Source organism: Mesorhizobium sp. M4B.F.Ca.ET.058.02.1.1 (assembly GCF_003952505.1).
Classification (GTDB): Bacteria; Pseudomonadota; Alphaproteobacteria; order Rhizobiales; family Rhizobiaceae; genus Mesorhizobium.
Genome location: NZ_CP034450.1, coordinates 5281063 through 5305309 on the forward strand (window position 1 = coordinate 5281063; position 24247 = coordinate 5305309).

The following is a 24247-nucleotide window of genomic DNA, read 5'->3' on the forward strand; positions in this document are numbered from 1 at the left end:
GGAAGGCAATGGCTGGCGAAACCCTCGAAAACAGGGGCCCCGGGCGATGGAACGTCGCCCTCACATAGCGACATGAGGCCTAGTCGGCAAGCGGATGATGATCATTGACCAGCCGCACCAGCCGCTCTTCCAGCACATGGGTGTAGATCTGGGTGGTGGAGATGTCGGCGTGGCCGAGCAGCTGCTGCACGGCCCTGAGATCGGCGCCGTTCTGCAGGAGGTGGCTGGCGAAGGCGTGGCGCAGCACATGCGGCGAGATCTTGGCCGAGGCGATGCCGGCCCTTGCGGCAAGCCCTTTGAGGTCGCGGGCGAAGACCTGACGGGAGAGGTGGCCGGTGTCGGAGGCGGCCGGAAACAGGAAGGGGCTGGCGGCGAGGGCCGGCCGCTCTGCCCTGGCGGCAAGCCAGGCCCGCATGGCGGCGCGCGCCTTGGCCGAGAGCGGCACCATGCGCTCCTTGTCGCCCTTGCCGCGCACCATGAAGAAGCGGTCATCGCGCAGCGCCACCGTCACCGGCAGGCCGACCAGTTCGGAAACGCGCAGGCCGGTGGCGTAGAGCACCTCAACCAGTGCATGCAGGCGCAGCCGCGCCGGACGGTCGCCGCCGTCGGCGTCGCCCGCTTCGGTAGCGGCGCGGTCGATCAGCCGGCCGGTCTCGGCCTCACTCATCGTCTTCGGCAGCGGACGGCCCTTCCTCGGACTGTCCAGCGTGCCGGTCGGGTCGTCGCCACGCAGGCCCTCGGCGTAGAGGAACTTGAAGAATTGGCGGATGGCCGACAGTTTGCGCGCCTGCGAGGTGGCGGCGAAGCCGCGCGCGGCGATATCGTCGAGATAGGCGCGGATGTCGGCGGCGGCCGCGCCCGCGAGCCCGCCGCTGATTGCCATCGAAGCGTCTTCCAGGTCGCGGCGGTAGGAGGACAGCGTGTTTTCGGCCGCGCCCCGCTCGGCGCTCATCATCTCCAGGAAGGCCTCGATGCGCGCCGCGCTGTTCATGTCGTTGGCGTCAGTTCTTCTTGGGGTTCAGCTTTTCGGGCGGGATGCGCACGCTCATTTCGGCCTTTTTCGGTTCGACGAACATGGCCAGCGCGAACATCGTGCCATAGGCAATGCCGGCCAGAATCGTCAGCGTCACGACAAAGCGAAACAGTGTCGGCATCAATATGCGCCCGTCTCTTGTTCTGCATTTCCAAACCCTGTGCCCTTATGGGACGCCAATCCGGCCAATTCAAGGTAGAAGCCTGTTGTCCTAACGCAGGTCCTTGCCGGCAAACCGTATAACACTTTCCGGGACCTGCTTGTTTTGGCGCAGGTCCTGTTCGGAAAACCGCTGACACTTTTCCGGGACCTGCTTGCCGTGCTTGACGCAAACAGGCTTTTGATGTCGATAACGCCGACAAAGAGGGCTCGTATGAACGCGCTACAAGCAAATCCTCCCGGCGAGGGCCATGCCGAGCTGCTGGAGCGGCTGGGCAGCCGCTCCATCGTCTTCGTCGGCCTGATGGGCGCCGGCAAGACGGCGATCGGCCGCAAGGTGGCGGCGATGCTTTCGCTGCCCTTCATCGACAGCGACCAGGAGATCGAAAGCGTGTCGCGCATGACCGTGCCCGAGCTGTTCGAGCGCTATGGCGAGACCGAATTCCGTGCCTTGGAGCAGCGCGTCATCCTGCGCCTCCTGGAAAACGGCCCGCAGGTGCTGTCGACCGGTGGCGGCGCCTTCATGAACGCGCAGACGCGCGAGGCGATCGCCACGCATGGCGTCTCGGTGTGGCTCAAGGCCGAGCTCGATTTGTTGATGGAGCGCGTATCCAAGAAGCAGAACCGGCCATTGCTCAAAAGCCCTGATCCACGCGCCGTGCTCGAGCGGCTGATGGGCGAGCGGTATCCCGTATATGCCACATCGGACATCACCGTGCCGACCCGCGACGACCGCAAGGAGGTCATCGCCTTCGAAGTGGTCGCGGCGCTGTGCGGCCATTTTGGCGTTGCGCTTGTACAAGCCAGCGACGAGGCCCGGCCATGAGCGACGTCGCACCCGTCACCGTCGAAGTCGGCCTTGGCGATCGTGCCTACGACATAATGATCGGTCCCGGCCTGCTGTCCGGCGCTGGCCTGGAGATTTCGCGCCGCTTGCCGGGCAGGCGCGCGGCCGTGATCACGGATGAGAACGTCGCCGCTGCGCATCTCGAAACGCTGAAGGCCGGCCTCGGGACGGGCGGCATCCAGGCGGCCGTCATCACGCTGCCGGCCGGCGAAAAGACCAAGAGCTTTGCGCATCTCGAAGAGGTGGTCGACGGGGTGCTCGCCGCCAAACTGGAACGCGGCGACGTCGTCATCGCGCTAGGGGGCGGCGTCATCGGCGACCTCGCCGGTTTCGCCGCCGGCATCGTGCGGCGCGGCATGAAATTCGTGCAGATCCCGACATCGCTGCTGGCGCAGGTCGATTCCTCCGTCGGCGGCAAGACCGGCATCAACAGCGCGCGCGGCAAGAACCTCGTCGGCGTCTTCCATCAGCCGAGGCTGGTGCTGGCCGACACCGGCGTGCTCGACACGCTGCCGATCCGCGAATTCCGCGCCGGCTATGCCGAGCTCGCCAAATACGGGCTGATCGACCGCCCCGACTTCTTCGCCTGGCTGGAGGCGAACTGGCAGGACGTGTTCGCCGGCGGTCCGGCGCGCACGCAAGCGATCGCCGAGGCCTGCCGCGCCAAGGCCGATGTCGTCGCCCGCGACGAGTTCGAGACCGGCGACCGCGCACTGCTCAATCTCGGCCATACGTTCGGCCACGCGCTGGAAGCCGCGACGCACTATGACGGCGCCCGGCTCGTCCACGGCGAGGGAGTCGCCATCGGCATGGCGCTGGCGCATCGCTTCTCGGCGCGGCTCAACCTAGCGAGCCCGGACGATGCGGCGCGCGTCGAGGCGCATCTTCGCGCCGTCGGCCTGCCGTGGCGGATGGCCGACATCCCCGGCGAACTGCCCGACGCCGAAGCGCTGCTTGGCTTCATCGCCCAGGACAAGAAGGTGTCGCGCGGCGCGCTGACCTTCATCCTGACGCGCGGAGTCGGCCAGGCCTTCATCGCCAGGGACGTGCCGGCGTCGGAAGTGCTTGGCTTCCTTGCTGAAAACCACCCGGGATGAACGAGGCTGGCTGGATCGCCGCGGCCGTCCTTGCCGGCTCCATGCTGCTGGCCTTGCTCTTTCGCGCCCGCCTGCTCGCTGCCTTCGGCCACGAATTGCGGCGCGTCGATCCGCAACGTCCGGCGCATGACGAGCCGCGCGAGGCGGCCGACGATTTCCGCCGTGACGGCCAGGCGCCACGAGAGGAACGCAATCGTCTGGAGGGACTGTTCGACCTCGAGGAACTCGAAGTGTCCGACGTCATGGTCCACCGCACCAACATGCGCTCGGTCAATGCCGACAATGCATCGGAAGCGGTGGTGCGCGAGATCCTGAACAGCCCGCATACGCGCATGCCGTTGTGGAAGGGCTCGCTCGACAACATCGTCGGCGTGCTGCACGCCAAGGACCTGCTGAGGGCGCTGAACGAGGTCGGCAACGACTTTTCCAGGATCGACGTGATGAAGATCGCGTCGAAGCCCTGGTTCGTGCCGGACACCACCACCTTGCAGGACCAGCTCAACGCCTTCCTGCGCCGCAAGGCGCATTTCGCCATCGTCGTCGACGAATATGGCGAAGTGGAAGGGCTGGTGACGCTGGAGGATATCATCGAGGAGATTGTCGGCGAGATCGCCGACGAGCACGACGTCGACATCCAGGGCGTTAAGCAGGAGGCCGACGGCTCGGTCGTCGTCGACGGCACGGTGCCGATCCGCGATCTCAACCGGGCGCTCGACTGGAACCTGCCGGACGAGGAGGCCACCACGATTGCCGGCCTCGTCATCCACGAGACCCAGTCGATCCCCGATGAAAAACAGGCCTTTACCTTCCACGGCAAGCGCTTCGTAGTCATGAAGCGCGACAAGAACCGCATCGCCAGGCTGCGGATAAAGCCGGCCGGCGACGCCTGAAAATCAGGTAGGTCGGCGCGGCGCGGCGTCTGCCTCCGGCGCTATTCCACGATCTCCCTGGTCGAGCGCTCGTGCAGCGTCGCGCCTGTTTCGGCGTCGACCGCCGCAAGACTGACCTCGTAGCCCCAGAGGCTGCGGATATGGCGCAAGGTCGCGTCGCGGCTGCCTTCGTCCAGGAGGATACCGGCCTTCACCTTGTGCTGCAGCCGCAGTTGCCTGTCGCCGCGCAGGTCGACATCGACAATCTGGATGTCGGGCCTGTTCGCCCCCACGTCGTAGCTGTGGGCCAGGCCGCTGCGTATCTTCTCATAGCCGCGCTCGTTGTGGATCGATGCGACCTCCAGATGCGGTTCGTCGGCTCGATCGGCAAGCACGAAGAGCCGCCATTTCCGGATCAGGGTTGGGCTGAGGTACTGGCGGATGAAGGATTCATCGCGATGGTCGGCCCATGCCTCGAGCAGCGTCTCGCGCCAGTCGCCGCGGCCCGCAATGTCGGGAAACCAGTCGCGGTCCTCCGCCGTCGGCTCGGTAGAGATGCGCCGTATGTCCTGCATCATGTCGAGACCGAGCGCGTAGGGATTGATGCCGGAAAAGCGGGGATCGTCGAAACCAGGCTGGAAGACCACATTGGCATGGTTGCGCAGGATTTCGAGCATGGCGCCCTCGCCGATCAGCCCGCGATCGAACAACAGGTTCATCAGCGTGTGGTGCACGAAAGTGGCGCAACCCTCGTTCATCACCTGGGTTTGCCGCTGCGGGTAGAAATATTGCGCGATGATGCGGACGATGCGGACGATTTCGCGCTGCCACGGTTCCAGCACAAGGCTGTTCTTCTCGAGGAAATAGAGCAGGTTCTCCTCGGGCAGATTGAGCGACTTCTTCCGTTCGGCCAGGCTTTCGTCCTTCTCGCCGGTCTTGCCGGTCTCCTGCGAGGCCGGCAGCGTGCGCCACAGATCGTTGTAGGAGCGCTCCTCATATTCGAGGCGCTCGCGCAGGCCTTCGCGCTGCCGCTCCGACGACAGCTTGGGCGGCCGGCGGTAGCGGAACACGCCCTGTTCCATCAACGCATGCGCCGAATCGAGGACCGCCTCGACCGCCGCGAGGCCGTGCCGCTCCTCGCAGCGGGCGATATAGCCCTTGGCGAAGTCGAGATAGCTCAGGATCGCCCCGGCGTCGGTCCACTGCCGGAACAGGTGATTGTTCTTGAAAAAATGATTGTGTCCAAGCGCCGCGTGCGCCGTAACCAGGGCCTGCAACGCCATGGTGTTCTCCTCCATCAGGTAGACGATGCAGGGATTGGAGTTGATGACCAGTTCATAGGCCAGACCACGACCGCCCTTGCGGTAGAGAAGGTCGTGATGAAGGAAGTGCTTGCCGAACGACCAATGGCGATACATCAGTGGCATGCCTATCGATGAATAGGCGTCGAGCATCTGCTGGGACGAGATGATCTCCATCTGAACCGGATAGATATCGAGGTGGAGTTCTTCCAGGGCGATCGCCTCGATCGCGTCATAGGCCCGCGACAGCGTCTTGAAGTCCCAATCGGATCCGGAAAACAGCAAAGCTGGTTTGCCTGCCTGCCTGGCCATTTGCACCCCTCTCAAGCGCTCTTGCGGGCAGCTGGCTGCCTTGCGAAGAGCTGGCGGAAGACCGGGTAGATGTCGGCCGGAGTGGCGATGCGGGTCATCTGGAAGTTCGGCCATTTCTGCGCGACGACGCTGTAGGCGCGCCACAGCGACGTCCCGTTTTCGGTGGCTCCGAAAATATGGCTCTCGCGTTCGTCGATGATCTCGACATAGGCGAAATATTGGCAAAGACGCATGAGCGCGCCGTCGAGCAAAGCTATGCAGCGTTCCGAATCGGTGGCGAAATTGTCACCGTCCGAAGCCTGGGCGGCGTAGATGTTCCACTCGTTGGCCGGGTAGCGTTCTTCGATGACGCGGCGCATTTCGTCGAGCGCCGTGGAAACGACTGTGCCGCCGCTTTGCGTGCAATGGAAGAAGGTTTCCTCGTCCACCTCCTGGGCCTCGTGGGTGTGGCGGATGAAGACCACCTCGGTGCGCTCGTAGCGCCGTTTCAAGAACAGATGCAGAAGCACGAAGAAGCGTTTGGCCAGATCCTTCTCGCGCTCACCCATCGATCCGGACACATCCATCAGGCAGAACATCACGGCACTGGCATTCGGCAGCGGCCGGGGATCGAAGCGATTGAAGCGGATGTCGATCGGATCGACATAGGCGATGCGTTTGCGGCGGCGCTCCAGCCGTTCGAACTCCTTGCGCAAATCCGCGACACGCAGACGCGTCGCTGCGCTGGCCGGCTGAGAGTCCAGCGCGGCGATCTGCCCGGCGATGGCATCCACGTCCGCCTGCTTCGGCCGCCTCAACGCTATGCGGCGGCCATGACTGTTGCGCATCGTACGCGCGACGTTGATGTTGGTCGGCGAACCGGTTGTCGCGAAGCCGGCGCGCTGCGACTTGAAGGCGAGGATTTCCTTGAGGTTGAGCTTGACCATGTCGGGCAGTTCGAGATCCTCGAAAAACAGATCGAGAACCTCCTCACGCGACAGCACGAAACGGAAATCGTCTTCCGAGACTGTGTCGCCCGGAGACGACGACCCGGCGCCGCCGCCCTGGCCGGGTTTGGGGATCAGGTCTCCCGGAGAGAAACTCTTGTTGCCGGGCAGGATGTGCTGGCGCCGCCCGCTGTTCCTGGCATCGTTGAAGCTCGGCTCACCGGTACCTTTTTCCGGCATCGGCACGGCGTATTCCCTGTCCGCCTCGGCGATCCGGCCGGTGCGTATGCGGTCGCGTATGCTGCGCTTCAGTTCTTCCCGCGCGCGCCGGAGGAAGCGCTGGCGATTGCCCAAGCTCTTGTCCTTGGGATTCAGGCGGCGGTCGATGAAGATCGGCATGGAACCCCCGGGCGTTCTCAACCCGCCTTGTTCACCCGCATGTACCAGTCCACCAGCCGACGCACCTGACGCTGGGTGTAGCCACGCTCGACCATGCGCTGCACGAATTCATTGTGCCGCTTCTCGGTGACGCTGTCCTGCTTGGAGCCGAAGCTGATCACCGGCAGAAGGTCTTCGACCTGGCCGAACATGCGCTTTTCGATGACCTCGCGCAGCTTTTCATAGCTTGTCCACGACGGGTTGCGACCGTGATTGCGCGCCCGGGCTCGCAAGGTGAATTTCACCACTTCGTTGCGGAAGTCCTTGGGATTGGCGATGCCGGCCGGCTTTTCGATCTGTGACAATTCGTTGTCCAGCACCTCGCGGTTTAGGATCTGGCCGGTGTCGGGATCCTTGTAGTCCTGGTCCTCGATCCAGGCATCGGCATAGGCGATGTAGCGGTCGAACAGGTTCTGGCCGTATTCGCTGTAGGACTCCAGATAGGCCTTCTGGATCTCGTGGCCGATGAATTCGGCATAGCGCGTGGCGAGTTCAGACTTGGTGAACTCGAGATAGGCGGCTTCCGTCTGCTTCGGAAATTGCTCCCGCTTGATCGCCTCCTCCAGGATGTACATCAGGTGAACAGGATCGGCGGCCACTTCCTTGGTGTCGTAGTTGAAGGTCTGCGACAGGATCTTGAAGGCAAAGCGCGTGCTGACGCCGGTCATGCCCTCGTCGACGCCGGCGGCGTCGCGGTATTCCTGCACCGACTTCGCCTTCGGGTCGATCTCCTTCAGGCTCTCGCCGTCATAGGCGCGCATCTTGGTGTAGCGCGGTGAATTATCGTGCTCGGCCAGGCGCGTCGAGACGGTGAAGCGGCTCAGAATATCGAGAACTTCCGGAGCGCAGGGGCTGGCCGCCAATTCGCTTTCGCGCAGCAGCTTCTCGTAGATCTGCCTCTCTTCGGTAACCCGCAGGCAATAGGGAACCTTGACCACAAGGATGCGATCGAGAAACGCCTCGTTGTTCTTGTTGTTCTTGAACTGCTGCCATTCTGATTCGTTGGAATGCGCCACGACGATGCCCTGGTAGGGGAAGGCGCCGAAATTCTCGGTGCCGTTGTAGCTACCCTCCTGCGTGGCGGTCAGCAGCGGATGCAGGACCTTGATCGGCGCCTTGAACATCTCGACGAATTCGAGCAGGCCCTGCGTCGTGCGATTGAGCCCGCCGCTGTAGGAATAGGCGTCCGGGTCGGACTGGCTGAAATTCTCCAACTGCCGGATGTCGACCTTGCCGACCAGAGCCGAAACATCCTGGTTGTTCTCGTCTCCCGGCTCGGTCTTGGCAATGCAGATCTGGCGCAGCCGCGACGGCATCAGCTTGACGACGCTGAATTTGGAGATGTCTCCGGACAATTCGTCGAGGCGCTTGGCCGCCCATGGCGAAATCAGCCCGTTCAGCCGGCGGCGGGCTATCCCGTATTTGTCCTCCAGCAGGTCGCCCATGTGGTCGGGGTTGAAAAGGCCGAGCGGCGATTCGAAAACGGGGCTGATCTGGTTGCCGGCCTTCAGCGTGTAGATCGGCCGCTGCTCCATGAGCTTCTTCAATCGCTCGGCGAGTGATGACTTGCCGCCGCCGACAGGACCGAGCAGATAGAGAATCTGCTTGCGCTCCTCGAGCCCCTGGGAGGCATAGCGGAAATAGCCGGCGATACGCTCGATCGTATCCTCCATGCCATAGAAATCGGCGAAGGACGGATAAACCTTGACGGTCCGGTTGGAGAAAATGCGGCCGAGCCGCTCGTCCTTGCTGGTGTCGATCAGGTTTGGCTGGCCAATCGCCGCGACCATCCTTTCGGGCGCCGAGGCATACATCGATTTGTCTTCGCGGCAGGCAAGGAGGAATTGCTGGAGGCTGATCTCTTCCTGTGCGGCATTGGTATAGATCTCCGAGAACAGGTCGAAGACGTCGGATTGGTTCTCGCGCATGATTATGTGCCCTCGGAGCCGCTCTGGCTGCCAGTCGGCTCATCACATATTCAACTGCCGGAAAGCGTTGTTGGTTCCCTCCAATTGAAGAAGAACACGTGCAATCTGGCGTTGACCTCCGGCAAGGCACCCGATGTGGCCGAAATGCCTGCCTGTAGAATAACGTGGTGATTGCCAGTCTACCTTCAAGGGTATTTCGATTGGTTTTCGCATTCGCATCTCGCAGCCGGGATTCAGGGGCAAGCACGAATGCCCGGACGTCGCCTCGCCGCCGGACTTTCAAGCTCAGGTCATTACCAATCCTTAACTGGACGCCTGTGGCGCGCATGTGCACTCTGCCAATGAAAACGGCCGGAGGTGGTGATGATCGATCGGCGCAGTCTCATCATGGCATCGATGGCGGCACTGATGCCCGCTGGGGCATTCGCCGCGCAGCATCTCAGCCAGCCCACGCGGCAGAGCTTCGACTACGGCCCGGCCAGGCTCGATATCTACACGCGCGACGGCTTCAGGGGCCGGCCTGTCGTCTTCTTCATCCACGGCGGTGCGTGGCGGATCGGCAACCGCAACAACGTCGACGCCAAGCCCGGCTTCCTGCTCGACAACGGCTTCCTGTTCGTCTCGATCGACTATCGCATGCTGCCCGAGGCCAACGTGGCCATCCAGGCCGGCGATGTCGAGAAGGCCTATGCCTATGTGCGGGCCAACATCGCCAAATATGGTGGCGACCCCGACCGCATCGCGGTGATGGGCCATTCGGCCGGCTGCCATCTGGCGGCACTGACCGGCCTGCGCGGCGGATTGCCCGGCGTCGCCGCGCTGGTGCTCGATGATACCAAAGCCTACGACATCGAGGCACTGGCCAAGGCGCAGGGCGGCAGGCTGCGGCCGATCTACGCGCAGGCCTTCCCCGACCCGGCCCGATGGCGCGCGCTGTCGCCAGCGACCTATATCGGGAGCGGCAAGCATCCGCCTGTCTTCGTCGCCTATTCGAAAGCGCCGATCCGCGCGGTCGCCGCCCGCGCCTTCACCGATCGGCTGCGGGTGGCCGGCACAAAGGTCACGCTGTTCGACGGCAGCGCCTATACGCACATGGCGATCAACCGCCGCTTCGGCGAGGAGGGCGATGCGTTGACCGGCGCGGCGATGGCGTTCCTGAAGGCGGCGGTCGCCTGACTTCACCGGCTCGCCCGCCTCACCTATGCGGCTGCGTTCGCAGGCAGGGCCGCGCTCCCTAGCCAAACTGGATCACGTCAAAGTCCGCGGCAGGACATTGCAGCTTGAGCGCTAGTGGTTTCAGATGCGGAGGATCGCCACGGCGGAGGGAACGCGATGAATGGGGCCGACGTTCTTTGTGACGTGCTGCTGGCGAACGGCGTCAACGTCTGCTTCGCCAATCCCGGCACGTCCGAAATGCACTTCGTCGCGGCGCTCGACCGCAAGCCGGAGATGCGTTGCGTGCTCGGCTTGTTCGAAGGCGTGGTGACCGGGGCAGCCGACGGTTACGCCAGGATGACCGACCGGCCGGCCGCGACGCTCCTGCACACCGGTCCCGGGCTGGCGAATGGATTGGCCAACATTCACAATGCCCGGCGCGCCCGCGTTCCGATGATCAACATCGTCGGTGACCATGCCTCCTATCATCTGGCGCTCGACGCGCCGCTCACCAGCGACATCGAGAGCCTGGCGGCGCCGATGTCGCGCTGGGTTCGCCGCATCGACGGTCCGGACGATGTCGAACCCGCGGCGCAGGCGGCGTTGCGCGCCTCGCTGACGCCGCCCGATATCACGACCCTGATCCTGCCGGCCGACGCCGCGTGGGGCGGCGCCGGCCCAGTGGTGTCGGCCAAAGTCGAACTGGCACCGGCACCTGCGGTCGACATGGGTACCGTGCGCAAAATTGCCGAGGCCATTGGCGGTGCGCCAGGACGGGTCGGCATGATCGTACGCGGGCTGGCGGCCCGCGAGGAGGCGCTCGAAATCGCCGGCCAGATCGCCGCGGCCATGGAGGTTCGCCTGTTCAGCGAGGTCCTGGTCGCCCGGATGCAGCGCGGCCGTGGTCGCGTGGCGCCGAGCCGCATTCCCTATCCGATCGACGCCGCGCGAACGCTACTGGCGGACATCGATGTCTTGATCCTTGTCGGGGCGAAGGAGCCGGTGGCCTTCTTCGCCTATCCCGGCAAGCCGGGACGGCTGGTGCGAGATGGCTGTGAGGTGCTGACACTCGCAGCGCATGGCGAGGACCTGAAGGCGGTGCTGGCGGCGCTTCGCGACGAACTCGGCATCAAATCGCCGCAGCCGCTCGCGGTCGCGACGGCCTTTCCCGATGAGCCGACACCACGCGGCAGGCTGACCGACGATGCGATCGCGCTTTCCGTGGCGCGGAAACTGCCCGAGAATGCCATCGTCTGCGACGAGGCTGTCACCTCGGCACGGCGCTATTTCGCCCTGTCGGCCTTTGCCGCGCCGCACGACTACATGATGGGCGCAGGCGGATCGATCGGCGGGGGTATTCCGATGGCGACCGGAGCGGCGATCGCCTGTCCCGGCCGCAAGGTCATCAATCTGGAAGCGGATGGCAGCGGCATGTACACGGTGCAGGGGTTGTGGACCCAGGCCCGGGAAAGGCTCGATGTCGTCACCATCATCTTTTCCAACCGGACCTATGCGATCCTGCATGGCGAGATGCGCAATGTAGGGGTCAATGCCATCGGCGAGAACGCAAGGCGGATGCTCGATCTCGACCAGCCGGCGCTGGATTGGGTTTCGCTGGCGAATGGCATGGGCGTGGAAGCGGCGCGCGCCGACACATGCGAGCGGTTCGATGCCTTGCTGGACAGCGCTCTTTCTCGCACGGGGCCGTTCCTCATCGAAGCGCTGATCTGAGCAGCTCGGTAACCCGCCAAGCCTTACCAGCGGGTCTGCTCGCCCGGCGCGGCGGGTTCGATCGCCAGCGCATGCACACCGGCCTTCAGTTCGTCGGCCAGCAATTCGTTGACGGCGCGGTGGCGCTCGATGCGGCTCATGCCGGCAAAGGAAGGCGAGACGATGCGAACGCGGAAATGCGTCTCGCCGGTGCCGTCGAAGGCGCCGTGATGGTCGGAGCCGGAATGATGATGGCCCGCGTGAAGGTGGCTCTCGTTGATGATGACCAGCCGCTCCGGCGAGAATGCCGCCTTCAGCTTGTCTTCCATCGTCGACTGTATGGACATTGGAGCTTCCCTTCACCACATGACGGCATAGCCGCAAATTGTTGACGGCATAGCCGCAACCTATCTACGGCACAGCTGCAAAATCTCAATTTCAGACCGCTTTTAAGCCGCGATTCAGCGGTTAGGGCGATCATCGCGGAAATGTCAATTCTTGTTTCGCACGTGCGAACAGCCCATAAATGGGTGAGATGAAGCCGTATCCCAAATATTTCGAGAAAATCCGCATCCGGCCGGAAAAGGACGCGGAGCTGAAGTCGCGCGCACCGATCTGCCAGTGGGACGGCTGCAAGGAGGCCGGCACCCATCGCGCGCCGGTCGGGCGGCTGAAGGAGGGCGAGTATTTCCGCTTCTGCTTCGAGCATGTGCGCGAGTACAACAAGGGCTTCAACTACTTCTCGGGCGTGCCGGACACCGAGGTCGCCCGCTTCCAGAAAGAGGCACTGACCGGACACCGGCCGACCTGGCGCATGGGAGCCAATGGCGGCGGGATGCGCTCGGCGCCCGATTTCGCCCAGCAGCGCTCCGGCCGCGCCGGCTACTACAACCGCATGCGCGACCCCTTCAACCTATTCAACGGGCCCAAGGATCCGCGCGAGGCGCGCGAGCGCAAGGCCAAGCCCCTTGAGGCCAAGGCACTGGAAACTCTTGGCCTTGATACAAAGGCGACTGGCAAGGATATCAAGGCGCGCTATAAGGAACTGGTTAAGCGTCACCATCCGGATGCGAATGGCGGCGACAGGGGTTCGGAAGACCGGTTCCGCGATGTGCTCCAGGCCTATCGCGTGCTCAAGCAGGCAGGATTGTGCTGAGCGGCCCTACGGTTCGTGTCGTTTTCCAACTTTCACAAGGTTGGAAAAGGCTCTAAGACCGCCCCCGGACAAAATCGATTGCCGGCGAAATCAGCCATTTCGCCCGTGGAGACGTGGATAGAGATGAACAAGGTCGACCGCGACATCGCCAACCTGCCCGACACGACAGTGTCGGTGAAGGACAAATTCGGCTTCGATTCCAAGATGGTGGTGCCGGCCTATTCGGTTTCTTCGGAGCACGTTCCGGACGTCGATCCCGACTATTTGTTCGACAAGAACACGACGATGGCGATCCTCGCCGGATTTGCCTACAACCGCCGGGTCATGGTGTCTGGCTATCACGGCACCGGCAAGTCGACCCATATCGAGCAGGTCGCCGCGCGCCTCAACTGGCCCTGCGTGCGCGTCAACCTCGACAGTCATGTCAGCCGTATCGACCTCGTCGGCAAGGACGCCATCGTCGTCAAGGACGGGCTGCAGGTCACCGAATTCCGCGACGGCATCCTGCCCTGGGCCTATCAGCACAATGTCGCGCTCTGCTTCGACGAGTACGACGCCGGCCGTCCGGACGTGATGTTCGTCATCCAGCGCGTGCTGGAATCTTCGGGCCGCCTGACGCTGCTCGACCAGAGCCGGGTCATCCGCCCGCATCCGGCCTTCCGGCTGTTCGCCACCGCCAACACGGTCGGCCTGGGCGACACCACCGGCCTCTATCACGGCACGCAGCAGATCAACCAGGCGCAGATGGACCGCTGGTCGATCGTCACCACGCTGAACTATTTGCCGCACGACAATGAGGTGAACATCGTGCTGGCCAAGGCCAAGCACTATCGCGACAGCAAGGGCAAGGATATCGTCAACAAGATGGTGCGGGTCGCCGACATGACGCGCTCGGCCTTCATCAACGGCGACCTTTCGACCGTGATGAGCCCGCGTACCGTCATCACCTGGGCAGAAAACGCCGAGATCTTCGGCGATATCGGCATGGCGTTCCGGCTCACCTTTCTCAACAAGTGCGACGAGCTGGAGCGATCGGTGGTCGCCGAATTCTACCAGCGCGCCTTCGGCGAAGATTTGCCCGAATCCGCCGCCAACGTGGTGCTGGGGTAGCGCTGACCTCATGGAAGCGGCGTGCCGGACATTTCTGTGGAGCATCCCGGTACTCTGTTTGTCGATCTGTCAGGCAGCCATGGCTCAGACCGCACCATTTACACCGGGCCAGATTTGGACTTATCACGGAGCAGCGCCCGCTTCCTCGCGAGTAATTGTAGGTGCGGCTGACACTTTTGCGGGAAAAGGCCAGCCGATCGTTTCGATCTCCGTCACCGACGTGCCGATACCGACCAATGAAAAGGAGATGCAGACTGTGGCTCATTTGCCCGTTGCTGCCGATGCGCTGCGGGCGAGTGTCGTTGAGCTTGAGGGCACGGGGTCTGTTCCAGATGGTTTTGAGAGTGGATACCGTCAGTGGCGACAGACTTATGACTCCGGAAAAGCAGGCTATTTCACAATTTCGGTTGAGGGAATTGTCCGGATACTCCGCACTCAATTTGACCAACGGACAACAGGCCAGCAGCCGGAAATGAAATAGAGACGTATTATGGCGGGTCCGGGCGACAACACGCGCAACAAGCCGAAGAACGGGTCTGAGGCCGACAGCTTCAAGCGCTCGGTGACCGTTTGCATGCGCGCCATTGCCGGCGACAAGGATCTCGAGGTCGGTTTCGCCAAGGACCGGCCGGCGCTCGCCGGCAGCCGCGCCCGGCTGCCCGAGCTGCCGAAGAAGGCCTCGAAGGCCGATATCGCCATCACCCGCGGGCTCGGCGATTCCATGGCGCTGAAGCGCGCCTGCCACGATCAGCGCATCCACAACAAGCTGGCGCCGGAGGGCAAGCTGGCGCGCTCGATCTACGACGCGGTCGAGCAGGCCCGTGTCGAGGCGATCGGCAGCCGCGCCATGCAGGGCGTCGCCGACAATATCGGCTCGATGCTGGAGGACAAATACGCCAAGGCCAATCTCGTCGACGTCAAGGACAAGGCCGACGCGCCGCTCGAGGAGGCGGTGGCGCTGATGGTGCGCGAGAAGCTCACCGGCCGCGCCGTGCCCAGGAGCGGCGAGCGCCTGGTCGATCTGTGGCGCCCTTGGGTCGAGGAGAAGGCCAGCGCCGATCTCGACGGCCTGTCGGCCAAACTCGACGACCAGCAGGCTTTTGCCCGCATCGTGCGCGACATGCTGGTCTCCATGGAGATGGCCGAGGAGCTCGGCGACGACCAGGAGAGCGAAGACACCGAGGACAGTGACGACAACGAGCCGCAGGGCGAGGAGCAGAGCGAGGAGGGCGGCGAGGACGATTCCGGCTCGGAGCAGTCGCAGTCCGACGACGCCGAGGCGTCCGACGACGACGAGCAGTCGGCCGAGACGGAAGCGTCCGACGCCACCGCCGACGACCTCTCCGACGAGGACGATTCCGACGCCGAGACGCCCGGCGAGGCGCGGCGTAACGACAATCCCTTCACCAATTTGCCGAAGGAGATCGACTACAAGGTCTTCACCACGGCTTTCGACGAGACGGTCGGCGCCGAGGAATTGTGCGAGGAAGAGGAGCTCGACCGGCTGCGCGCCTTCCTCGACAAGCAGCTCGCCAATCTTTCCGGCGTCGTCGGCAGATTGGCCAACCGGCTGCAACGCCGGCTGATGGCCCAGCAGAACCGCTCGTGGGATTTCGACCTCGAGGAAGGCTATCTCGATCCGTCGCGACTGGTGCGCGTCGTCATCGATCCGATGCAGCCGCTGTCCTTCAAGCAGGAGCGCGACACGAAATTCCGCGACACGGTGGTGTCGCTGGTGCTCGATAATTCGGGCTCGATGCGCGGCCGGCCGATCACCGTCGCCGCCACCTGCGCCGACATCCTGGCGCGCACGCTGGAGCGCTGCGGCGTCTCGGTCGAGATCCTCGGCTTCACCACCCGCGCCTGGAAGGGCGGGCAGGCGCGCGAGAAATGGCTGAAGGACGGCAAGCCGCCGAACCCCGGCCGGCTCAATGATCTGCGCCACATCATCTACAAATCCGCCGACCACCCATGGCGGCGGGCGCGGCGCAATCTCGGCCTGATGATGCGCGAGGGCCTGCTCAAGGAAAACATCGACGGCGAGGCGCTGCTTTGGGCGCATAACCGGCTGATCGGGCGGCCGGAACAGCGCAAGATCCTGATGATGATCTCCGACGGCGCGCCGGTCGACGATTCCACGCTCTCGGTCAATCCCGGCAACTACCTGGAGAGGCACCTGCGCGCGGTCATCGAGCTGATCGAGACGCGCTCGCCGGTCGAGCTATTGGCCATCGGCATCGGCCATGACGTCACCCGCTACTATCGCCGTGCCGTCACCATCGTCGATGCCGAGGAACTGGCCGGCGCCATGACCGAGCAGCTCGCCTCGCTGTTCGGCGAGGAAAGCGCGCGCGAGATGCGGCGCGGCGGCTTGCGGCGCGCCGGATGAAGCTCATGGTGCGGGGCTTGCGGCGAACGGTTCTGGCTGCCTGCGCGCTGGCCGGCATGCTGTCGCCGGCCGTCGCCGCCGGTCTGGCTTCCATCGAGCCGGTCGAGATCTCGGCGCGGCCGATAGGCCAGTTCCGCATTGGCCATGACGACAAGCAGTTCGGGCCGCTGGAATTCGTCGGCGGTCTGGAGATGACCTCGCCGTCGCGCGATTTCGGCGCGCTCTCGGCCTTCCGCTTCCTCAAGCCCGGCGGCGACTTCATCGGCGTCGCCGACACCGGCTTCTGGTTTTTCGGCACGGTCGCACACGATGCCGACAAGCGGCCGTCGGGCATCCAGAATTTCCGCATGCAGCAGATGGTCGACCGGTCGGGACGGCCGATCGAAAAGAAATGGGAGGTCGACGCCGAGGGCCTCGCGGTCAAGGACGGCATCGCCACGGTCGGTTTCGAGCGAAACCAGCGCGTCGCCCAGTTCAGGATCGATCCCGACAAGATGAAGGCGCCGTTCAAGGAGCTCGACTATCTCGTGCCGGCCCGGGAGCTGCGCCAGAACCGCGGCTTCGAGACCGTCACCCATGCCAATCCCTACGGCCAGCACGAAGGCGGGCTGGTCGTGGTGTCGGAAAAGAGCCTGGACAAGGCCGGCAACATCTTCGCGGCGATCATCGAGGGCCCGAACAAGGGCGTCTTCACCGTCAAGCGCAATGGCGATTTCGACATCACCGACGGCGCCTTCCTGCCCGATGGCGATCTTCTGCTGCTCGAGCGCAGCTTCTCGATGGCGGGCGGGGTGAAGATGCGGCTGAGGCGCATCTACGGCGAGAGCGTCGAGAAGGGCGCCGTCGCCGACGGGCCGGTGCTGCTGGAGGCCGACATGGGCTACCAGATCGACAATATGGAAGGGCTCGACGTCTGGACCCGCGACGATGGCGCGCAGATGGTGTCGCTGATGTCGGACGACAACCACTCGATCCTGCAGCGCAACCTCTATCTGGAATTCATCCTGCACCAGGATTGAGGGGCCGGCCTAGGGCTTGGCCGCAATCCAGATGACGTGGCGGGCGCCGCGCTTGCCATGGGCACGCGCCTTGACCTCCTCGACGGTGAAGCCCGCCTGTTTCAGGCGCCGCGTGAAGCCGCTGTCCGGCCCTTGCGACCACACCGCCAGCACGCCGCCCGACTTCAACGCCGCACGTGCATGGCCGAGGCCGGCCGCGCGGTAGAGGGCGTCATTGTCCTTGTAGACGATGCCTTCAGGGCCATTGTCGACATCGAGCAGGATGGCGTCCCAGGCCGACATCCCGGCGCCGATGACGCGCCCGACATCGCTTTCCAGGATGGTGACGCGGGGGTCGTCGAGACAGCCGTCGAAAATCCCGGCCATCGGGCCGCGCGCCCAGGCGACGACGGCCGGCACCAGTTCGGCGACGGTGATGCTTGCGTCCGGGCCAAGCTCGGCAAGGGCGGCGCGCAGCGTGAAGCCCATACCAAGGCCGCCGATCAGGATTTTCGGCTGCTTGTGACCGGCGATCCTTTCGCAGGCGAGTTTTGCAAGCGCCTGCTCGGAGCCGCTGAGGCGGCTGTTCATCAGCTCATTGCTGCCGAGCATGATAGAGAACTCGGAGCCGCGCTGCTTCAAACGAAGTTCTTGTTCGCCATCAGGCGTCTTTGCCGAGTCGAGTTGGACCCAGGGTATCATGCTCTACCTTTGAGCATGATCTTGTCCGAAGACCGGTTCCCACTTTTCGGGATCATGCATTAGGTGGCCAGCGCCGGCTGGCTCCAGCGGGCGGCGAGCAACCGGTAGGGGATCAGCGCCACTACGGCGATGATCAGCTTCACCGAGAGGTCGCCGAGCGCCCAGGACACCCAGCGCATGGTCTCGGCCGGCAGCACACCCAGCAGCGGCGCCGCCTCCAGTGCGAAGGCATCGTTCGGGCCGGCGAAGGCGAAAGCGGCGGAGAAGGCGACGCCGAAGAAGATGATGGTGTCGAACACGGAGCCGACCAGCGTGCCGACGATCGGCGCGCGCCACCAGCTCTGCCGGCGCAGCCGGTTGAATACGGTGACGTCGAGCAGCTGCGCGGTGAGGAAGGCGGCGCCCGAGGCAGCGGCGATGCGCACCAGCCGGTCGGCGGCGGTCTCGAACTCGATCAGGCCGTGTCGGAACAGGAAGGGCGGGACGAGGATCGAGCAGATCACGGCCGTCATGAAGCCGACGAAGACGATCCTGCGCGCCACCGTCGGGCCATAGCGGCGGTTGGCGAGGTCGGTGACCAGGAAAGAGAAGGGGTAGGTGAAGGCGCCCCAGGTCAAGATGTCAGCCAGTGACAGGCCGCTGATCTCACCCTGCATCGGGAACTGCACAAGGATGTTGGAGGCCACGACGACGAGCGCCATGGCGGCCACGAAGGGCAGGTAACGCGAGAAGGAATTCATTTTTTTATCCTGGGTAATGGAACCAGCGGGAGCGCCGCCCTGGCGTGGACGACGCTATCGTCTTGCTTCGAATATGAAATCGGACCGGAAATCGCTTCGTGCTCCCGGTCCGGCTAGCGGCGGTGATCCGCCGAAAGGCGTCAGGCTGCCGGCTGCTCGGCGAGCTTCTTGGCGATCTGCTTCTTCAACAGACGGGCGCGCTGCGACAGCTCCTTGGCGTCGGCCTTGGCCAGGAAGGCGTCAAGGCCGCCGCGGTGCTCGACCGAACGCAGCGCGTTGGCCGAAATGCGCAGGCGCACATTCTGGTTCAACACTTCGGAGATCAGCGTCACATTGACCAGGTTCGGCAGGAAGCGGCGCTTGGTCTTGTTGTTGGCGTGGCTCACATTGTTGCCGGTCTGGACTGCCTTGGCAGTGAGCTCGCAGGTGCGGGACATGATACTAACCTTCAGTTCTCGGTCGGCCAAACCATTCGACCCGCGCCAGGCGGCGCGCGGTCTCGGTCAGGCGGCCTTATGGAAAAAGTTGGCGTTCCATAGTGGCATTTCACCGGCGCGTCAAGCTCCGGCCAGCCGGCATCGTCAGGCCATATTCCATATAAAGGCCGGATTTCTCCCTATAAGCCAGCGACATAGGGACATGCCAGCCTGGAATTGCCCGTTTCCCGGCTGAAAATCGAGGACTGCCATGCTTCGCCCCCCTGTGCTTCGTTTGCCATATGCGTTCGCTGGATTGCTCGCCGTGGCCCTGCCGACGGCAAGTTTCGCCGCCGCGGCGCCACAATCCTTCAAGGGTGAATACACGGTGTCGTTCCTCGGCCTTTCGGTGGCCAGGGCGACGTTCTCGAGCCGCTATGACGGCGATAATTACGCGATCAACGGCACCGTCTCAGCGGCAGGCCTCGCCAAGCTGTTCGACGACACAAAGGGCACGGTTTCGTCCAAAGGCACGATTTCAGGCAAGCAGATGCGGCCTGCGGCGTTCCGGGCCGACTACACGTCGGGCAAGAAGGCCTCGGTGGTCGACATCCGCTTCGCCAATGGCGCGGTAACCTCGACCGAGGTCATACCGGCGCCGAAGAAGCGCGATCCCAAGAGCTGGGTGCCGCTTGGCGCGGGCGACCTGAAGTCGGTTCTCGATCCGATGGCGGCGACCGTCATCCACGCCGACAGCCTCGATCAGGTCTGCGGGCGCACGGTCAAGTTCTACGACGGCGAGATGCGCGCCAACCTGACGCTGACCTATGCCTCGAAAGGGTCGATCTCGGTGCGGGGCTACAAGGGCGACACGGTGACCTGCCGGATGGGGTTCGAGCCGGTGGCGGGGTACCGCAAGGGCCGCAAGGCGCTGAATTTCCTCAAGGACCGGAGCCGCATGATGGTGACGTTTGCACCGCTCGGCCAAACCGGCGTATATGCGCCGATCCGCGCAACGGTCGGGACCCAGATCGGCCCGCTGACCATCAGCGCCGGACGGTTCGAAGCCATAAACTAGGCGCGTTTGCGCGCCGCCGGAGACAGGCATGGGGCGCGCAACACTGATCGGCTTCTCGGCGGTCGCCATGTGGTCGCTGCTGGCGCTGTTGACCGACGCGTCCGGCCAGGTGCCGCCATTCCTGCTGTCGGCCATCACCTTCGCCATCGGCACGTGCGTCGGGCTCGCCGCGCGGCTGGTGATGCCGGCCGCTGACCGGAGCAAAAAGATCCCGCCGCAAGTCTGGGTGATCGGCATTGCCGGCCTATTCGGCTACCATTTCTTCTACTTCACCGCGCTGCGCAACGCGCCGGCGGTGGAGGCGAGCCTGATCGCCTATCTGTGGCCACTGCTGATCGTGCTGGGCTCGGCGCTGATGCCGGGCGAGCGGCTAGCCTGGAACCACGTCGTCGGCGCGCTGCTCGGCCTCGCGGGAACGGTACTCATCGTCACCAAGGGCGGCGGGCTCGCCTTCGACGCGCGCTATGCCTTCGGCTATGCGATGGCCGGCGTCTGCGCCCTCCTGTGGTCGTCCTATTCGCTGTTGTCGCGGCGTTTCCCGTCGGTGCCGACCTCGATCGTCACCTGGTTTTGCGCCGCGACGTCGGCGCTTTCGCTGGCCTGCCACTTCCTGCTCGAGCAGACGGTGCTTCCCGTCGGCATCGGCCAGTGGCTGGCCGTGTTCGGCCTTGGCCTGATGCCGGTGGGGGCCGCCTTCTACGCCTGGGACATCGGCGTCAAGCGCGGCAACATCCAGGTGCTGGGCGCGGCGAGCTACGCCGCGCCGTTGCTGTCGACGCTGGTGCTGATCATTGCCGGCGTCGCCGAGCCGTCGCTGCGCATCCTCGCCGCCTGCGTGCTCATCACCGGCGGCGCGGCACTTGCCGCGAAGTCGCTGTTGCTGCGCAAAGCGGCCACGGGTGAGGCAAACGCATGATGCCGTTTCCCGGCGGCATCGACGCCAACGCCAATGCGACGCTGGTGTTCTCGCTGGTGGCGGCGGTGATCTACGCTTTCACGCTCAACATGCCGCCGAGCCTCGCCCGCTCGGCGGCAAAGACGCTTGCCGTCGCCGTGCTGGCGGTGCTCGCCCTCATGCAGGGCGGCCCATTTCTGTTGGCTGCCGCGCTCGCGCTCAGCGCCGTCGGCGATGCCTTCCTGTCACGCGATGGCGAGAGGGCCTTCCTTGGCGGGCTGGCCAGTTTTCTTACGGCGCATATCCTCTACGTTCCGCTGTTCCTGCAAAGCGGCGGCGGGCTGGATGTGCTTGGCTCCGAATCCTGGCGCGGCGCGATCGCGCTCGCCATGGCGGCATTCGCGATCGTCATGCTGGCGGCACTCTGGCGCCGTGTCGGCCCCGCCTTGCGCCTGCCGATCGCCGTCTATGTCGCGGCGATCCTCGCCATGGGGATTTCGGCGCTCACCACCAGCAATACGCTGGTGATCGGCGGCGCCATCCTGTTCATGGCGTCGGATGGGTTGCTCGCCGCCGAAAAATTCCTGCTCGCCGCCATCTCCCCGCACCGCGCCTGGATGCGTTACGCGGTCTGGGCGCTCTACTACGCCGCGCAGGCGGCGATCAGCTTGGGTTTTCTACTCGGCTAAGGCTGTTTCGGCTGCCAGCCCGGCTCGGCCATCTCGAAGGCGGCGAAGTCGAAGCCCGGCGCCACGGTGCAGCCGACCAGCGACCATTCGCCGAGGCTGCGCGCCGACTGCCACCAGCCGGCCGGCACCACGATCTGCGGCCGCTCGCCGGCGGCAAGGGCGATGCCCAGCACCTGCTCGATCACGCCGCCGCCTTCCTCATGCATCGACAGCGCCAGCGGCGCGCCGGCATGGAAGTGCCAGACCTCGGCCGCGTCCCTCACCCGGTGCCAGGCCGACAGTTGGCCCTCTTCCAGAAGGAAGTAGATGGCGGTCGAATGGCCGCGCGCGCCTCCGGCACCATCGCGAAAGGTCTCGGCATACCAGCCACCCTCCGGGTGCGGCTGCAAGCCGAGCGTGGCGATGATTTCGGCGGCACTGGTCATCGGCCGGAAGCTAGCACGAGGCTCAGAAATTGTCCTTGCGCTTGCGGATCTCGGCGAACACCTCGGCGTCGGCGGCCGTCTCCATGCCGAGATGCTTGCGGATCGCCGGGTCGTGCCAGCGCAGGAACGGATTGGTCGACAATTCCTCGCCGATCGTCGTCGGCAGCGTCGGCTTGTCGTCGGCGCGCAGTGCCTCGATCCGGGCGGCGCGTTCCTTCAGGGCCGAATTGGTCGGGTCGACGGTCAGCGCGAAGCGGGCGTTGGACAGCGTGTATTCATGGCCGCAATAGACGACCGTGTCGGCCGGCAGCGCCGCCAGCTTCTTCAGCGAAGCGTACATCACCGGCGGCTTGCACTCGAACAGCCGGCCGCAGCCCAGCGCAAACAGCGTGTCGGCGGTGAAGGCGACTTTCGAGGCCGGCAGATGGTAGGAGACATGGCCGGCGGTGTGGCCTGGCGTGGCGATGACGTCGATCCGTTCCTCGCCGAGGTGGACGACGGAGCCTTCGCCGACCGTCTCGTCGATGCCGGGGATTTTCTCCTTTTCCGCTTCCGGCCCGATGATGCGCAGCTTGAAGCGTTCCTTCAGCGCCAGATTGGCCTCGACATGGTCGACATGGTGGTGAGTGGTCAGGATCAGCGTCGGCGTCCAGCCGGTGCGCTGGATGGCGGCCAGAATCGGCGCCTCCTCGGGTGCGTCGATGATGGCGGTCTGGCCGCTCGTGGGGTCACGCACCAGCACGCCGAAATTGTCGCTGCGGCACATGAACTGTTCGATTTCGACCGGCATCGCGTCTCTCCACCAAAGCGCCGTGCGTCCAATTCGACGCACAAAGGACGCTCTAAGCTGTTTATCTGCTGCATCGCGCTTTCCGAAATCGAAACCGATTTCGGGCCGATGCAGTTGTCGCCGCAGACATAGGGCGCTTGGGCGCCGATGTCATCCGCCTTTGTTGAACTTGCAATGCTTCGAAGCTACCGTCCCGGCCATGCATTCCGATATCGTCGACCTCCGTTCCTTCTATTCGACCACGCTGGGGCGCCTGGCCGAGCGCTCGATCACCATGGCGCTGTCGTCGATCTGGGCGGCCGTGCCAAACGAGCGGCTGGTCGGGCTCGGCTACACCTTGCCGTGGCTGGAGCGGTTCGGCGCCGACGCCGAGCGCGTCTTTGCCTTCATGCCGGCGACGCAGGGGGCCGTGGTCTGGCCGACGACGGGGCCGACGGCGACCGCGCTGGTCTTCGACGAGGAATTGCCGCTGGTCGATTCCTGCATCGACCGCGTGCTGCTGGTGCACTCGCTCGAACATGTCGAAAACCCGCGCGAGACGCTGAACGAGATCTGGCGGGTGCTATCGCCTGCCGGTCGCGTCGTCATCGTCGTGCCCAACCGGCGCGGCGTCTGGGCGCGTTTCGAGCACACGCCGTTCGGCAATGGCCGGCCGTTCTCGCGCGGCCAGCTCACGGAATTGCTGCGCGAGGCGAACTTCACGCCGGCGGCGTGGTCGGACGCGCTGTTCTTCCCGCCGTCGCCGCGGCGTTTCATGATGCGGTTCCACAATGTGCTGGAGCGCGCCGGCCGGCGCTTCTGGCCGATCTTTTCCGGCGTCATCGTGGTCGAGGCGCAAAAGCGGCTCTACCAGGGCGTGCCGGTCGTGCAGCGCGCCTCGCGCCGTGTCTTCGTGCCTGTGCTGACGCCGCAAGGCGCCACCAGGCTCGGGCGGCTGGCCGCGAACAAGGTGCAAGCCCGGGTGACGCGTTCGTGATCGCGGCAGCGCCTTGCCTCATCCTATCTGTCGGGGGCGGGTTCGCGGCCTGAAGGACATGCCGGTCGCGCTCGCGCCGGTTTCAGTACCTTTTCCGAAAGCAGGGAC

25 protein-coding genes are annotated in these 24247 nt (G+C 64.5%); 14 read left to right on the forward strand and 11 right to left on the reverse strand.

Annotated features, from left to right (window positions below):
* Positions 1 to 79: 79 nt before the first annotated feature.
* Together EJ073_RS25650 and EJ073_RS25655 are read right to left on the reverse strand one after the other, a co-directional pair.
* A complete protein-coding gene (locus EJ073_RS25650; RefSeq protein WP_126058047.1) occupies positions 80 to 991 on the reverse strand; it encodes a site-specific tyrosine recombinase XerD in 912 nt (303 codons plus the stop codon).
* A 10-nt stretch (positions 992 to 1001) separates the two neighbouring features.
* The gene (locus tag EJ073_RS25655) at positions 1002 to 1154 is read right to left on the reverse strand and encodes a histidine kinase (protein WP_126058048.1); all 153 of its coding nucleotides are present in this window, start codon (positions 1152 to 1154) and stop codon (positions 1002 to 1004) included.
* 252 nt (positions 1155 to 1406) lie between these two features.
* Between EJ073_RS25655 and EJ073_RS25660 the strand changes: the two genes are divergently transcribed.
* From EJ073_RS25660 to EJ073_RS25670, 3 genes are read left to right on the forward strand one after another with little or no spacing between them, the layout of a single operon-like run.
* The gene (locus tag EJ073_RS25660) at positions 1407 to 2018 is read left to right on the forward strand and encodes a shikimate kinase (RefSeq protein ID WP_126058049.1); all 612 of its coding nucleotides are present in this window, start codon (positions 1407 to 1409) and stop codon (positions 2016 to 2018) included.
* Entirely contained in the window at positions 2015 to 3136 is a 1122-nt protein-coding gene (aroB, locus tag EJ073_RS25665) for a 3-dehydroquinate synthase (protein ID WP_126058050.1), read from the forward strand. Before EJ073_RS25660 ends, aroB begins: the two co-directional genes overlap by 4 nt.
* Positions 3133 to 4026 (forward strand): transporter associated domain-containing protein, encoded by an 894-nt coding sequence (locus EJ073_RS25670; RefSeq protein ID WP_126058051.1) that lies wholly within the window; start codon positions 3133 to 3135, stop codon positions 4024 to 4026. Before aroB ends, EJ073_RS25670 begins: the two co-directional genes overlap by 4 nt.
* Positions 4027 to 4067: 41 nt before the next feature.
* Here EJ073_RS25670 and EJ073_RS25675 read toward each other — a convergent pair whose 3' ends face one another.
* From EJ073_RS25675 to EJ073_RS25685, 3 genes are read right to left on the reverse strand one after another with little or no spacing between them, the layout of a single operon-like run.
* A complete protein-coding gene (locus EJ073_RS25675) occupies positions 4068 to 5618 on the reverse strand; it encodes a SpoVR family protein (RefSeq protein ID WP_126058052.1) in 1551 nt (516 codons plus the stop codon).
* Between the two features lie 11 nt (positions 5619 to 5629).
* Positions 5630 to 6943 carry a YeaH/YhbH family protein gene (locus EJ073_RS25680; protein WP_126058053.1) on the reverse strand — a complete coding sequence of 438 codons (1314 nt, stop codon included), beginning with the start codon at positions 6941 to 6943 and terminating at the stop codon, positions 5630 to 5632.
* 17 nt (positions 6944 to 6960) lie between these two features.
* Complete coding sequence (locus EJ073_RS25685; RefSeq protein WP_126058054.1) at positions 6961 to 8910, reverse strand: PrkA family serine protein kinase; 1950 nt, start codon at positions 8908 to 8910, stop codon at positions 6961 to 6963.
* Positions 8911 to 9273: 363 nt separating this feature from the next.
* Between EJ073_RS25685 and EJ073_RS25690 the strand changes: the two genes are divergently transcribed.
* Both EJ073_RS25690 and EJ073_RS25695 read left to right on the forward strand, forming a co-directional pair.
* Positions 9274 to 10086 (forward strand): alpha/beta hydrolase, encoded by an 813-nt coding sequence (locus EJ073_RS25690; RefSeq protein ID WP_126058055.1) that lies wholly within the window; start codon positions 9274 to 9276, stop codon positions 10084 to 10086.
* 156 nt (positions 10087 to 10242) lie between these two features.
* Entirely contained in the window at positions 10243 to 11796 is a 1554-nt protein-coding gene (locus tag EJ073_RS25695; protein WP_126058056.1) for an acetolactate synthase large subunit, read from the forward strand.
* 23 nt (positions 11797 to 11819) lie between these two features.
* On the opposite strand, the gene EJ073_RS25700 is transcribed toward EJ073_RS25695, so the two are convergent.
* Positions 11820 to 12122: a BolA family protein gene (locus EJ073_RS25700; protein WP_126058057.1), complete on the reverse strand. Its 303-nt coding sequence runs from the start codon at positions 12120 to 12122 to the stop codon at positions 11820 to 11822.
* A 179-nt stretch (positions 12123 to 12301) separates the two neighbouring features.
* Here EJ073_RS25700 and EJ073_RS25705 point away from each other — a divergent pair, with 179 nt between their 5' ends.
* The 5 genes from EJ073_RS25705 to EJ073_RS25725 all read left to right on the forward strand — a co-directional run bounded on the left by EJ073_RS25705 (position 12302) and on the right by EJ073_RS25725 (position 17449).
* On the forward strand, positions 12302 to 12931 hold the full coding sequence (locus EJ073_RS25705; RefSeq protein WP_126058058.1) for a J domain-containing protein: 630 nt from the start codon (positions 12302 to 12304) through the stop codon (positions 12929 to 12931).
* A 123-nt stretch (positions 12932 to 13054) separates the two neighbouring features.
* A complete protein-coding gene (cobS, locus tag EJ073_RS25710; RefSeq protein ID WP_126058059.1) occupies positions 13055 to 14041 on the forward strand; it encodes a cobaltochelatase subunit CobS in 987 nt (328 codons plus the stop codon).
* Between the two features lie 79 nt (positions 14042 to 14120).
* Positions 14121 to 14522 carry a hypothetical protein gene (locus EJ073_RS25715; protein WP_245455364.1) on the forward strand — a complete coding sequence of 134 codons (402 nt, stop codon included), beginning with the start codon at positions 14121 to 14123 and terminating at the stop codon, positions 14520 to 14522.
* 9 nt (positions 14523 to 14531) lie between these two features.
* Positions 14532 to 16430: a cobaltochelatase subunit CobT gene (gene cobT / locus EJ073_RS25720; protein ID WP_126058061.1), complete on the forward strand. Its 1899-nt coding sequence runs from the start codon at positions 14532 to 14534 to the stop codon at positions 16428 to 16430.
* Entirely contained in the window at positions 16427 to 17449 is a 1023-nt protein-coding gene (locus tag EJ073_RS25725) for an esterase-like activity of phytase family protein (RefSeq protein WP_126058062.1), read from the forward strand. Before cobT ends, EJ073_RS25725 begins: the two co-directional genes overlap by 4 nt.
* 9 nt (positions 17450 to 17458) lie before the next feature.
* On the opposite strand, the gene EJ073_RS25730 is transcribed toward EJ073_RS25725, so the two are convergent.
* From EJ073_RS25730 to rpmB, 3 genes are all read right to left on the reverse strand, one after another.
* The gene (locus tag EJ073_RS25730; RefSeq protein WP_126058063.1) at positions 17459 to 18130 is read right to left on the reverse strand and encodes a hypothetical protein; all 672 of its coding nucleotides are present in this window, start codon (positions 18128 to 18130) and stop codon (positions 17459 to 17461) included.
* Positions 18131 to 18189: 59 nt separating this feature from the next.
* Positions 18190 to 18870, reverse strand: coding sequence for a queuosine precursor transporter (locus tag EJ073_RS25735; RefSeq protein ID WP_126058064.1), 681 nt, complete (start codon positions 18868 to 18870; stop codon positions 18190 to 18192).
* Positions 18871 to 19010: 140 nt separating this feature from the next.
* Positions 19011 to 19307, reverse strand: a complete 297-nt coding sequence (rpmB, locus tag EJ073_RS25740) for a 50S ribosomal protein L28 (protein WP_095804527.1) — start codon at positions 19305 to 19307, stop codon at positions 19011 to 19013.
* A gap of 265 nt (positions 19308 to 19572) precedes the next feature.
* Between rpmB and EJ073_RS25745 the strand changes: the two genes are divergently transcribed.
* The 3 genes from EJ073_RS25745 to EJ073_RS25755 are packed head-to-tail and all read left to right on the forward strand — an operon-like array spanning position 19573 to position 21948.
* Positions 19573 to 20364: a DUF3108 domain-containing protein gene (locus EJ073_RS25745; RefSeq protein WP_126059345.1), complete on the forward strand. Its 792-nt coding sequence runs from the start codon at positions 19573 to 19575 to the stop codon at positions 20362 to 20364.
* A gap of 28 nt (positions 20365 to 20392) precedes the next feature.
* Positions 20393 to 21280 carry an EamA family transporter gene (locus EJ073_RS25750; protein WP_126058065.1) on the forward strand — a complete coding sequence of 296 codons (888 nt, stop codon included), beginning with the start codon at positions 20393 to 20395 and terminating at the stop codon, positions 21278 to 21280.
* A complete protein-coding gene (locus EJ073_RS25755) occupies positions 21277 to 21948 on the forward strand; it encodes a lysoplasmalogenase family protein (protein WP_126058066.1) in 672 nt (223 codons plus the stop codon). Before EJ073_RS25750 ends, EJ073_RS25755 begins: the two co-directional genes overlap by 4 nt.
* On the opposite strand, the gene EJ073_RS25760 is transcribed toward EJ073_RS25755, so the two are convergent.
* A complete protein-coding gene (locus EJ073_RS25760; protein WP_126058067.1) occupies positions 21945 to 22373 on the reverse strand; it encodes a cupin domain-containing protein in 429 nt (142 codons plus the stop codon). The genes EJ073_RS25755 and EJ073_RS25760 overlap by 4 nt on opposite strands.
* Positions 22374 to 22395: 22 nt before the next feature.
* Positions 22396 to 23163, reverse strand: a complete 768-nt coding sequence (gene gloB / locus EJ073_RS25765) for a hydroxyacylglutathione hydrolase (RefSeq protein ID WP_126058068.1) — start codon at positions 23161 to 23163, stop codon at positions 22396 to 22398.
* 199 nt (positions 23164 to 23362) lie between these two features.
* Between gloB and EJ073_RS25770 the strand changes: the two genes are divergently transcribed.
* The gene (locus EJ073_RS25770) at positions 23363 to 24139 is read left to right on the forward strand and encodes a methyltransferase domain-containing protein (protein WP_126058069.1); all 777 of its coding nucleotides are present in this window, start codon (positions 23363 to 23365) and stop codon (positions 24137 to 24139) included.
* Positions 24140 to 24247: the final 108 nt, after the last annotated feature.